This is a genomic window from Pantoea sp. SGAir0418, from assembly GCF_043529865.1.
In genome coordinates this window covers 170,291-182,845 of the sequence record NZ_CP027912.1, presented here as the reverse complement: position 1 = coordinate 182,845, position 12,555 = coordinate 170,291, and the positions used below count along the sequence as shown (strand labels likewise).

Genomic DNA, 12,555 nt, shown 5'->3' with positions numbered 1-12,555 from the left:
ATGTTGGTCGAACTTTCTGCGGTGCTCCTGCTGTTTGCCCTGCTGATGTATCTGGCGCTGGATGGCACGGATAGCGGCGTGGGGATGCTGCTGTACAGTTTCGACCAGCCACAAGAACGGCAGTGGATGGTGCACAGCCTGCTGCCGCTGTGGGATGCCAATGAAACCTGGCTGGTGTTGCTGGCAGGCGGCATGCTGGCGCTGTTTCCGCCGCTGTACAGTCTGCTGCTACAAACGCTGAAGGTGCCGCTGTTTCTCTTCCTGCTGGCGCTGTTTTTGCGCGGGCTGGCGCTGGCGTATCGCGGTCAGCCTGGCGAGACCGGGCGACGCTGGCTGGACCGGCTGCTGATGGTCAGCTCGCTGCTGACGGCGTTTTTGCCAGGCTGGATGAGCGGGTTGATGCTGGTGTCGCGTCCGCCCAGCGGGATTGTGATTGATTTTTCGCTGGTGCCGCTGCTGTGCGGCCTCGGGCTGGTGGCGGTTGATCTGCTGCTGGGCTGCTGCTGGCTGTGCTGGCGCATTGGCGAGCCGGTGGTGGAGCGGGCGCGGGCGCTGGCCATGCTGTGGTGGGTGGTGACGCTGGCTTGCTTTATCGCCGTGCTGCTGCTGGAGCCGGCGCTGTGGCAGCAGAGCTGGCAGCGCTGGCCGGGAAAAGTGTTGCTGAGCCTGTTGCCAGCGCTGTGGCTGCTGCAGCTGCTTACGCTGTGGCGGGAAGCGATGGTGGCGTTGCTGATGATCACGTTGGTACAGACGGGCGTGGTGGTCGCGGCGCTGGCGTGCGGGCTTTATCCGTGGTTGCTGCCGTGGCAGCTGGAGATGCACCAGCAGGCCTCCTCGCCGGTGACGCAGGGGTTTGTGGTGACGGGTTTATTGATTGTGTTGCCGCTGACGCTGCTGTACCACAGTTGGGCATTCTGGGTGTTTAAGCGCCAGCCGCAGGCATAAATAAGTATTTATAACGGTATTATTCGCTGGCACGTTTCGTAGCGGCGCGATTTATCACGCTGATCAAACCTCTGCGCCGCTGTGTTTTTGCGCAATAAATTGCGCCGCTACGATTGGTGCAGAATGTGATAACGGTACTGGTCGCTGGCACGTTTCGTAGCGGCGCGATTTATCGCGCTGATTCAACCGCAGTGCCGCTGTGTTTTTGCGCAATAAATTGCGCCGCTACGATTGGTGCAGAATGTGATAACGGTACGGGTCGCTGGCACGCTTTGTAGCGGCGCGATTTATCGCGCTGATCTAAACGCTGCGCCGCTGTGTTTTCGCGCAATAAATTGCGCCGCTACGATTGGTGCAGAATTTGATAACGGTACTGGTCGCTGGCACGTTTCGTAGCGGCGCGATTTATCACGCTGATCAAACCTCTGCGCCGCTGTGTTTTTGCGCAATAAATTGCGCCGCTACGATTGGTGCAGAATGTGATAACGGTACTGGTTGCTGGCAGGTTTCGTAGCGGCGCGATTTATCGCGCTGATCTAAACGCTTCGCCGCTGTGTTTTCGCGCAATAAATTGCGCCGCTGCAATTGGTGCAGAATTTGATAACGGTACTGGTCGCTGGCACGTTTCGTAGCGGCGCGATTTATCGCGCTGATCTAAACGCTGCGCCGCTGTGTTTTTGCGCAATAAATTGCGCCGCTACGATTGGTGCAGAATGTGATAACGGTACTGGTCGCTGGCAGGTTTCGTAGCGGCGCGATTTATCACGCTGATCAAACCGCTGCGCAGCTGTGTTTTTACGCAATAAATTGCGCCGCTACGATTGGTGCAGAATGTGATAACGGTACTGGTCACTGGCAGGTTTCGTAGCGGCGCGATTTATCACGCTGATCAAACCGCTGCGCAGCTGTGTTTTTACGCAATAAATTGCGCCGCTACGATTGGTGCAGAATGTGATAACGGTACTGGTCACTGGCACGCTTTGTAGCGGCGCGATTTATCGCGCTGATCCAACCGCTGCGCCCTGTGTTTTCGCGCAATAAATTGCGCCGCTACGATTGGTGCAGTATGTAATAACGGAATTATTCGCTGGCACGCTTTGTAGCGGCGCGATTTATCGCGCTGATCCAACCGCTGCGCCGCTATGGCTTGTGCTGGCTGGATGAATCCACCGCCGGAATCCGCATAAACAGTGTGCCGCGATAGGGGATCGGCAGGAAATCACGGAACAGGGTTTCCAGCGTCTGCTGCGGATCGATGTCGGCGAACAGCTGCGGGTACAGCGTTTTTGCCATGAACTCGGTTGCCGCAATGTGCCACGGGCTGAGATAAAAATTCATCCAGATTGCCGCCGCATGGCCGTTGCGAATCGCCTTCAGCTCACGCAAGCCGTTCTGCTGCGCGGTGAGCTGACGAAAACTGCTCAGCACCGCGTCGGGCGCGACGTCCGGCCCGAGGCGCAGCAGGCCTGCGCTGGCGTTATCGCCAAAGCCGGTGGCAAAGTAATACTCAGGCTGGGCTGCGATCACCTGCTCCTCACTCAAACGGCCAAACACGCCGTGCTGGGTTTTGCCAGCAATATTGTCGCCGCCGGCGGCGTTGAGCAGCTCGCCCAGACTGCCGTTAATCGCCGTCACGCAGCACTCGTTGCGCCGTCCCAGATGCAACTGCAACAGCACCGTGGGTTTAGGCCCGTGATAGCGCGCCAGCCGTTCCTCGATCACCTGCAGATGCGCACTGTAAAAGCGGTTGAACGCCGCCGCGCGCGCCTGCTGATTCAGCACCTCACCAAAAATCTCTACGCTGCGCCGGGTGTTCTTTAACAGATGTACGCGCAGATCGATCTTCACTACCGGAATATGCGCAGCATTCAGGATGCTGACCAGCCTCAGATCGGCATCATCGTAGCGCGCCAGGCTGGGCAGAATGACCACGTCCGGCCGCAGGGCGAGAATCTGCTCCGGATTGATCGCCTGAGGGCCGCCCGATCCGAGCGTCGGGATGTTCAGCATCTGCGGAAACCGCTGCGCAAAAATGTTCCACGTCTGGCTGTCATACTTTTGCAGATCGCGCGGCCAGCCGACGATGTGGCGGAACGGGTCATCCGGCGCCAGCAGCGCCAGGGTATACAGCATGCGGCTCTCACCCAGCACGATGCGCTGCGGACTATCGGGAATCTCCACCCGATTGCCGTCAATATCGGTGATCACCCTGGCCAGCGTGCTGGTGCTGAACGCCAGCAGCAGGAGGGCAGCCAGCCAGGCACGCCACGTCAGCGGCTTTTTCGCTCGATCAGAATTCAACGCTGGCCTCGACCATCAGGTTACGGGTTTCCCCTTCGCGCACGCGCAGGTTGCCGCCGCTGGAGGTGTAATAGTGCTTATTGAACAGGTTATTCAGGTTAAGCTTCAGCTGGGTTTTCTCGCCAAACAGCTGATTATTCCAGGCGATAAAGCTGTCGGCGACCACATAATCCGGCAGCGTAAAGCTGTTCTCCGGATCGCCGGCGCGTGAGCCAACGTAGCGCGCACCGCCGCCGACGCGGAAGTCACCGGGAATGCCGTTCAGCGTCAGATTATGGCTCAGGTAAAGTGCCCCGGCGTGACGCGGTGCGTTCTGCAGGCGGTTGCCCTTGTTCGCCGGGTTGACGCCATCGTCGACGATTTCGGCCTTATCGTAGCTGTAGTTGGCGCTCAGATCCCAGCCCGGCAGCACTTCCCCATTGAGCTCAAATTCAGCGCCGCTCGAACGCGCTTTATTGATGGCGCGCGTGGTGCCGTTGATATTAAGCGACATATCACGTTCGTCGATACGGTACAGCGCTACGCTGGCAAACAGCCGGGGCGAAATCTGCCACTTGCTGCCCACTTCCCATGTGGTGCCCTGTTCTGGCTTGCCGACGTTGCCGTCATCGTCGACGTCAGTCGACGGCGTGAAGGATTTGCTCACGCTGCTGTACAGTGAGACATCCGGCGTCAGTTTGTAAATCAGCCCGGCCTGCGGCAGGAACTTGTTGCCCTCGCTGTCCAGCGTTTGCACCACCGGATCGAAGCCCTTTGACGCGCGCTGTTCATAGTGCTGATAGCGTCCGCCCAGCACCGCAATCCAGTCGTCGGTGAGCGAAATGCTGTCTTTGGCATATACCGAGCGACTGTGCAGGCGGTTAAGCAGGTTGGCGTTGGCGCTGTTTTCACTGCTGCTGTTGGTGATCGGTGCCAGCATATCGTATTGCGGATCGTACAGGTTGAAGCCGGTGTTCGCTTTACCCTGATACTGGTGCGCACGGTAAGTCTGGTTCATTTCATAATCGGTGCCGAACACCACATCGTGCGTCATGCCAAACAGCTGCGGCGAACCGATCACATCCCACGCCACGTATTTGGTTTTATGGTTGAAGCCACGGTTGGCGTCGGCGCGGCGCGTCACCACGCCGGTAGTGGGGTTGATTGCCGTAACCCGCACTTCGTTGTTGTCGTACTGACGCTGGTTCCAGCCAAAAGTCAGGCGCGTGCTCCACGCCTCATTGAACTGCCAGTCGTAGTGCGCGTTCAGGGTTTTATTGTGGCCCCACGCATGGTTAGCTTTGTCGTCCAGGCGATCTTTATAGCCAATCGCTACCGGCTTACCGTTAACAAACGCCGTGCCGCGATCGTAGGGAATATCGTACTGATAATCTTCGTAGCTGATAAGGAAGCTGGCCTGCTCGCCATACCACTGTAGCGAGGGGGCGATTAAGGTGTGTTTATCGCTGCCGAAATTGCGCCAGTAATCCTGATTCTGCTTTTCGGCAATCAGGCGGAAAGCAAAACCGTTGCCGAGCGGACCGGTGACGTCCAGCGTACCGGCGCCGCCGCCCTCGCTGGCTGCGCGACCGCTGACTTTGGTGTGCCAGGTGTATTGCGGCTTTTTGCTCACAATATTGATCACGCCACCGGGATTCTGGATACCGTACAGCAGCGAAGCCGAGCCCTTCAGCACCTCGACACGTTCGGTGGTGGCGTCGAAATTCAACCCCTGGCTGCTGCGCACGCCATCACGATAGATGGAACCATCCGAGTTGCTGCCAAAGCCGCGCCGTACAAAGCCATCTTCGGTACCTGCCAGCGTATTACCTTCGCTTACGCCGCTGACAAAGCGCAGCGCGTCGGCGAGGCTGGCGGCCTGATAATCCTCCAGCTGCTGTTGCGTCACCACGCTCACCGATTGGGCTTCATTAAGGCGCGACACCGGCGTTTTACTGGCGACCGAACTGCTGGTGGCGCTATAGCCGTCGTCACTGTTTTGCTGCTGCGCCGTCACGGTGAGGGTGCTGTTTTGTTCAGCGGCAAGGCTGTCAGTACTGCTGAGTGCCGTTACGCCGTAAATAGCGGCAAGGATAGCCGGATGGCACAGTAATTTAACCGCCCGCGGTGAGTTGTTCTGCATCGAATATAAACCTGGTGTAATTGCGGGATTATTTATTCCGCGCAACGAAGCTATCAGTAAAATGCTGCCGGTGACGAACAGGACATTCGCGGCCCGGCATTGTCATGCCATCAGTCAGCGGAAAAAGGCGGCTGAGATGTAATTGAGAATCATTCAAACATGAAAAAATGTAGTAGTAAACGTAAATGATGGTGTGGATACTACAGCAGAACGCGGCAGAAACTTTTGAACCCGGATTGTCAGAAAATTTATTTTAAATCAGCTTATTATTTGTTTTATAGCGTTTGAAGCTGGCCGGGTTAAGCCAGGCGCGAAGGGAGTGGGCAGCGGTAGCGGCGCAAATTTTTACTACAAGCCGGCCTGCCGACGCGGTTCACAACGATGCGATATTACTAACAGGCAACATAATGGCGGCAAATAACATTAAAAATCGGGTGGATGTATTCGGTGAACGCTACCGTGCGCGCGTCACGACATTATCGGCCAGCCTGCAAACGGTGGCGCGATATATCCACGAACATCGTGAGGCTATATTAGACGCGACTGCATTGGATATCGCCCAGGCCACCCAAACTTCTGACGCCACCGTGGTACGCACCGTGCAGGCGCTGGGCTTTGCCGGTTTGCGCGATCTGAAAACCACGCTGGCCGCGTGGTTTGGCCCGGCGCAAAACTCGGAAGAGAAGATGATCGCGACCATCAGCGAACTGTCGTGTGACATCAACTCCGGCATCGATTTTGTGCTGGGCGGCCATCAGCGCGCCTGCGAAGTACTGGCAGAACCGGTTAACCGTCAGGCGGTGGCGGCTGCGGTGACACTGTTGCTGGAAGCGCGTCAGGTGGCGCTGTTTGGCATCAACGCTTCCGGCATTCTGGCGGAGTACAGCGCGCGACTGTTCCGGCGCATCGGCCTGCCGGCGGTGACGCTTAACCGTGCCGGAATTGCGCTGGCGGAACAGCTGATAACGCTACAGCGCGGCGATGTACTGATCATGATGGCGCAGAAATCGGCGCACCGTGAGGGCATGACGACGCTGAAAGAGGCGCAGCGGCTGGGTATGCCGGTGATTCTGCTGACCCACGCGCTGGATTCGGCGTTTGCGCAGCAGGCGGATGTAGTGATTAACGTGCCGCGCGGCGGTGAAAATGGTCGCATGCCGCTGCACGGCACGGTGCTGGTGTGCCTCGAAATGCTGATTCTGGCGGTGGCCTCCGCCAGTTCGGCACGCACGGTTAAAACCATGAAACGCATTCAGGATCTCAATCGATCGCTGAAACCCACGGCGAAGAAGGCGGGATAACCGCACATCACTCAGGCGCGGCGGCGGGACGATTCACTCCGCCGTTCGCTTCCGGATCTATTTCACAGACTCGCTTGCAAGGCGCGCGTGGCTGTCGTTAATATTAAGGAAATAAACATTTCCTTAATGAGTCCGCGTTAACGGCGCGGTAGCGCAGAATCGCATCCAATAAGGAAACACTCTTTACCAAAATAACCGGAGAACGCTTATGTCACTGCCTGCCCTGGACGCCGCGCCGCGCTGGTCACAGCCCGTCGATCACCTGCCGCAATTTAACCATGCTTACGCCACGGTGGCGGGTGTGCGGCTGCACTATGTCAGCGGCGGCAATGTGCAGGGGCCAACGCTGGTACTGCTGGCGGGCTTTCCACAGAGCTGGTTTGCCTGGCGTAAGGTGATGGCGCAGCTGGCGGCAGACTATTTCATCATTGCGCCGGATCTGCCCGGCCAGGGCGACTCCGACAAGCCTGCCAGCGGTTATGACACCACCTCGCTGGCGCACAGCGTGCAGGGATTGTTGCAGCAGTTAGGTGTTGAGCGTTACTACCTGGCCGCGCATGACGTGGGTGCCTGGGTTGCCTGGCCGCTGGCGATGCTGCACGGTGATGCCATCAGCAAACTGGCGCTGCTGGATGCCGGCATTCCCGGCGTGACGCTGCCGGATGCGCTGCCTGCGACGCCGGACAAAGCCTGGAAAACCTGGCATTTTGCTTTTCACCTGTTGCCGGATCTGCCGGAAGCGCTGATCGCCGGTCGTGAAGCGCTCTATCTGCAGTGGTTTTTGCAGCGCAAAGCAGCCAGCCCGATGGTGTTTGGTGACGAAGAGATGGCGGAATATGTGCGGCTGCTGCAGCAAAACGGCGCGCTGCGCGCCGGCATGGCGGCGTACCGTGAGGTCAGCACCTCGGCGGAGCAGAATCGTCAGTTGTTGCAAACCCGGGGAAAACTGGCGATCCCGCTGCTGGCGGTGAGCGCCGATCAGGGCTCAATTGGCGATATGGCCCAGCCGCTGCGCACTTTTGCGGCCGACGTCAGCGGGATTCGTCTCGCGCACTGTGGTCACTTTATCCCGGATGAGCAACCGCAGGCGCTGGCCGACGCGTTACGTCAGTTCTTTGTGTAACGCATCACTTAACCCAGAATACCCACGCATAAGCGACCGCGACGTGAAGGGGGTGCGGCTGACTTGCAATAGCCACTGCATTGTGGCTAAGATAGGAACCAGTTGGTTTATAATTACAGGGGAGGGCAGTGATGAAGAACCTGACCGTCATCGGTCGCCCGCGCGAGTTCGAGCTGGAAGAGGCGGCGCGCGGCGCCATGCACGTTTTCTGGGATCGCGGCTATGAAGCGGCGTCGCTACCGGATTTGATCGCCGGAACCGGTTTATCGCGCGGCAGTCTCTACAAGGCGTTCGGCGATAAAAAAGGGTTGCTGCTGGCCGCGCTGGATATCTACATGACCGAAGGTCTGAAAGCCACCTCGGATATTCTGGCGCAGCCCGGCGCGGTTAAAGCGGCGATTCGCGCCTCGCTGCTGCGTTATGCCGCGCTCTCCAGCGGTGAGAAAGGGCGGCGCGGTTGTCTGGTGGTGTCGCTTACCACCGAGATGGCCGCGCATGATGAACAGATTGCCGAACGCTCGGGGCGCATGTTCCGGCGTTTGCAGCAGCTGTATGCGGCAACACTGGTGCGCGGTCAGCTGAGCGGAGAACTGCCCGAGCGTGATGAGCAGGTGCTGGCCCGCTTACTGGTTTGCCAGATTGAAGGGATGCGCATCCTCGGTAAAACCGGGGCAACGGAAGCAGAAATGAACGCCGTAGTGGACTGCACTATGCGTCTGCTCGACTAATTTTTTTATCCATATTGGAACCAATCGGTTCCTTATTGAGGTGTTGTGATGTCAGATCCGCACGCGTTAAATCCCGAGCCACGCCGCTGGGCGATGTTTATCGTCCTGCTGACAGGCGCATTTTTACCCCCGCTGGACTTCTTTATTGTCAATGTGGCGCTGCCGTCGATTCAGAGCGACTTGGCCACGTCCGGCTCGGCGGAGCAATTTGTCATCTCGTCCTATGCCGGGTTTTATGCCGTCACGCTGATCACCGGCGGTCGCCTCGGCGATCTGTTTGGCCGCGGGCGCATGTTCTTCGTTGGCCTGACCGGTTTTGCGGCGGCTTCTGCGCTGTGTGGCTTTGCCTGGTCACCGGGTGCGCTGATCGCTGGCCGCGTGCTGCAGGGCATCACTGCAGCGATTATGGCACCGCAGGCGCTGGCCTCGATTCAGGCGATTTTCCCGGAGGCGGAGAAATCGCGCGCGCTGAGCCTGTACGGCGCGGTATTTGGTCTGGCCTCGGTGATCGGTCAGGCGCTGGGCGGCATCCTGATCTCACTCAACCTGTTCAATAGCGGCTGGCGCGCCATTTTCCTGGTCAATCTGCCGGTGGCGCTGCTGGTGGTGTTGTTTGGCATCCCGTTGATTAAAGAGACGCGAGCTCAGCACGCGCGCAAGCTGGATTTTGGCGGAATGGGACTGTCGATGATGACGCTGGGTCTGCTGATCGTGCCGCTGATTGAAGGACGGGAAGCGGGCTGGCCGCTGTGGGCCTGGCTATCGCTGCTGCTGGTGCCGGTGCTGGGCACTCTGTTCTGGCGCTATGAAAGCCGGCTGGCAAAGCAGGGCGGCGATCCGCTGATCGATCCGGCGATTTTCAGCGTGCCGGGGCTGGGGCTGTCCCTGCTGCTGGCGCTGCTGTTCTACTCGATTGGCGTATTCTTCCTGCTGTTCTCGATCTATTTACAGGGCGCGCTGCATCAGGGCGTACTGAGCGCCGGGCTGATCTTTCTGCCCTTTGGTGCGGGTTTTCTGCTGGGGCCGCTATCCACGCCTTCTGCGCGACGGCTGATTGGGCCTTACGTTAACGCCACTGGGATGGTGCTGGAAGTGGTCGGCCTGCTGGGCCTGGCGTGGCTGATGGCCAGCACGCCGGTTGGGATGTCACCAGCGGCGCTGCCGCTGGCTCTGGGACTGTTTGTGGTGGGGTTTGGCCAGGGGCTGGCGCTGCCGACGCTGATGCACATCGTCACCGGACGCGTGGCACCCGCCTGGGCCGGGATGATTGCCGGTATCGCCAGCTCCACCTTGCAACTGAGCACGGCGCTGAGCGTGGCCATTATCGGCGGGATCTTTTATGCCGTGCTGGGCACGGGCAAGGGGCCGGGAGAGATTACCCATGCCTTCATCGTGGCGATAGTGTGTATGTCGATCTGTCTGGCGGCCGGCGCGCTGTTGAGCATCCGGCTGGCGCGCAGGCCAGCCACACAGGCGGCGGTGCTTAAACCCCTCAGCTAAGTTCGCTCGCTCTAACCAATCGCGTCCATTCCTCAGAACGACATCGTGACACCGGCGTACCAGGCGCGGCCCGGTTCGTTATAGGTCGATGCCCCGGCATTTTCGCGGTACACGCGCTTATCAAACAGGTTGTTGATACCGGCGTTGGCGCTCAGGTTTTTGGTGATGTCGTAGTTGAGGTTCAGCCCGACAATGGAATACGGGCTGATTTCACGCTGCGACAGACCACGGCTGGCCTCGAGGCTGGTTTCCGCATACTGACGTGGCTTCTGTCGACCGTATTGCGTCCAGTTGATGTTGGCGCTGAGCGCCTCGGTCGCCTGCCACTCCAGCTGCGAGTTGATGGTAAATTCAGGAATTACCGTCAGCGGGTTGCCGGTTTTTTTGCTCTCCGAGCGGAACATATAGGTGGCATTGGTGCGCCACTCCAGCGTGTCGGCGATCAGCGGGATGCTCAGATTGCCTTCCAGCCCTTCGACGATCGCTTTGCCGCCATTTTCCCAGCGCAGCAGGTTATACGAGCCGGTTGAAGCCACCGGCGTGGTTCCGGAGATGATTTTGTTTTTGTAATCATTGCGGAACCAGGTGATGCCCGCGACATAGCCCTGATGACTGAATTCAATGCCCACTTCTTTGTTCACACTGATCTCGGGATCAAGGTCTTTGCTGCCCAGCAGGTAACAGCGTGACAGGCCAATCGGACAACCGTTGCCGCGCGTCGACAGGATGTAGCCCTCAGTGGACTGATACAGGTTTGGCGCTTTAAAGGCACGCGCAATACCGGCTTTCAGCGTGAAGTAATCACCGAGGCCCTGCGACAGGTTGAGGCTCGGGCTCCAGTTAGCGCCAAACTGATCGTGATAGTCGAAGCGCAGGCCGGGGATCACTTCGGTGGAGTCGGTGGCGGCGATGTTGTCTTCGAAATAGAGCGAGCTGATGGTGGCGCTGTTTTTACTGTCACGCTGCGAACCGTCGCTGGAAACGCCGCCGAAATCGACGCCCGGTGCGCTGGTGGCCTGTACCGATGCCGGATCGTTAAGCTCATCGCGATTCCACTCAGCACCCAGCGTAACGGTTTGATCGACCAGCAGCTGCAGCGGGAAATTGATCTCGCCGCCGGCGCGATAGCTCTCCAGCCGGCTGGTAGCGTACGTATCGCTGTTGATCATCCCTTCGGTGCTGCCGCCGGAGCCTTCTTTCAGGCGGGTGTTATTGGTTTTCTCATAGCTAAAGTTGAGCTTAGAGGTGCCCCAGTCCCAGATGCCGTTGTGCACCACTCCATAGTTCTGGCGATACAGGCGGTTGGTTTCGCTGCCGTACAGCGCTTCCACCAGTCCGCTGGCGCTGGCATTGCTGTTGCTGTTTTGCGTGTCGCCGGCATAAATATTGCCCTGGCGACTGTAGCCATAGCTGAAATCGACAATCTGCGTCGGGGTGATTTTCCACGACAGCACGCCATTAATGTCTTTGTTACGCACCCCTTCGCGTCCGGCGGCGTAAGCGCCATTTTGCGCGGTATTGATGTCGAAGGCGTCGGCATCCGTTTTGTTCAGGTTGCCGTACAGCCGCATGGTGAGTACCTCACCGGCCAGCGGACCGCTGAGGTTGAAGTTTGCGCGGCGGGTGGCGCCTTCCTTGTCATCTTCTGGCTGGTTAGTGAACAGCGACAGCGAACCGTGCCAGTCATTGGTCGGGCGTTTGGTAATGATGTTGACCACACCGCCGGCGGCACCGGAGCCATAACGGGCAGCGGCCGGACCGCGTATCACCTCAATGCGTTCCACCATTTCCGGCGGTACCCAGTTGGTATCCCCGCGTGAGTCGCGCTCACCGCGCCAGCTGTAACGCACCGAGTTACGGGAGGTGACCGGCACGCCATCGATCAGCACTAAGGTGTTTTCCGGGCCCATGCCGCGAATGTCGATCTGACGGTTGTTACCGCGGCTGCCGCTGGCGCCGTTACCGGTGAGGTTAACGCCGGGCATTTTGCGGATGATGTCCGCGAGGTCGTTAACGGGCGGACTTTTTTTGATGTCTTCAGCGGTAATGGTGGAAACCCCCGGCTGCTGCTTCAGCTCCTGCTCTGCCGTCACAATCATCGACTCATCGTCGGCCAGCTTCTCCGTGGGTTCAGCGGCAAACACCGGTGAGGTTAACAGGCCCGCCAGGCACAGTGCGACCGGACGCTTTTTGCCACATACAGTTACATTCACTTATATCATCTCCCTGATGCGTTAACATTTGTAAGCAAATGCGCATGATAATGAGAATGGTTTGCATTGTATATTGATGTGCGACTTCTTTACATTCCTGCGCAAATCGCCTCGACGGGCCGCTTTTTTGTCAGTTTTTGTCAGCAGGGCGATACGCTGGCTTAGACAGGAACGTTATGGCTAATAAGCAAATCATTCAGCATGGCAGCATAAGCAGGTGCCTGATTTGCGGTAACAATCTGATTTTTGCGCGATGACAGGGCCGCATTCAGGCCAGCAAAGAACCCTATTGCCGGATTTCGGCAATAGATATCTGTTTTTC

Annotated in this window: 8 protein-coding genes; 5 read left to right on the top strand and 3 right to left on the bottom strand. The window is 58.4% G+C overall.

Annotation, left to right across the window (positions count from 1 at the left end; genetic code table 11):
• Entirely contained in the window at positions 1 to 945 is a 945-nt protein-coding gene (locus C1N84_RS19850) for a cytochrome d ubiquinol oxidase subunit II (RefSeq protein WP_264444520.1), read from the top strand.
• Positions 946 to 2,085: 1,140 nt separating this feature from the next.
• Here the strand turns inward: C1N84_RS19850 and C1N84_RS19845 are convergent.
• On the bottom strand, positions 2,086 to 3,246 hold the full coding sequence (locus C1N84_RS19845; RefSeq protein ID WP_264444522.1) for an ABC transporter substrate-binding protein: 1,161 nt from the start codon (positions 3,244 to 3,246) through the stop codon (positions 2,086 to 2,088).
• Complete coding sequence (locus C1N84_RS19840) at positions 3,236 to 5,368, bottom strand: TonB-dependent siderophore receptor (protein WP_150360209.1); 2,133 nt, start codon at positions 5,366 to 5,368, stop codon at positions 3,236 to 3,238. The genes C1N84_RS19845 and C1N84_RS19840 overlap by 11 nt, the downstream gene beginning before the upstream one ends.
• A 407-nt stretch (positions 5,369 to 5,775) precedes the next feature.
• On the opposite strand from C1N84_RS19840, the gene C1N84_RS19835 reads away from it, so the two are divergent.
• From C1N84_RS19835 to C1N84_RS19820, 4 genes are all read left to right on the top strand, one after another.
• Positions 5,776 to 6,669 (top strand): MurR/RpiR family transcriptional regulator, encoded by an 894-nt coding sequence (locus tag C1N84_RS19835; RefSeq protein ID WP_264444525.1) that lies wholly within the window; start codon positions 5,776 to 5,778, stop codon positions 6,667 to 6,669.
• Positions 6,670 to 6,877: 208 nt separating this feature from the next.
• Positions 6,878 to 7,792: an alpha/beta fold hydrolase gene (locus C1N84_RS19830; RefSeq protein ID WP_264444526.1), complete on the top strand. Its 915-nt coding sequence runs from the start codon at positions 6,878 to 6,880 to the stop codon at positions 7,790 to 7,792.
• 131 nt (positions 7,793 to 7,923) lie between these two features.
• Positions 7,924 to 8,520: a TetR/AcrR family transcriptional regulator gene (locus C1N84_RS19825; protein WP_262264778.1), complete on the top strand. Its 597-nt coding sequence runs from the start codon at positions 7,924 to 7,926 to the stop codon at positions 8,518 to 8,520.
• Positions 8,521 to 8,568: 48 nt separating this feature from the next.
• Positions 8,569 to 10,020 (top strand): MFS transporter, encoded by a 1,452-nt coding sequence (locus C1N84_RS19820; RefSeq protein WP_262264779.1) that lies wholly within the window; start codon positions 8,569 to 8,571, stop codon positions 10,018 to 10,020.
• A 32-nt stretch (positions 10,021 to 10,052) separates the two neighbouring features.
• Here the strand turns inward: C1N84_RS19820 and C1N84_RS19815 are convergent, their stop codons facing one another.
• Positions 10,053 to 12,233, bottom strand: coding sequence for a TonB-dependent siderophore receptor (locus C1N84_RS19815; protein WP_276557016.1), 2,181 nt, complete (start codon positions 12,231 to 12,233; stop codon positions 10,053 to 10,055).
• Positions 12,234 to 12,555 lie beyond the last annotated feature (322 nt).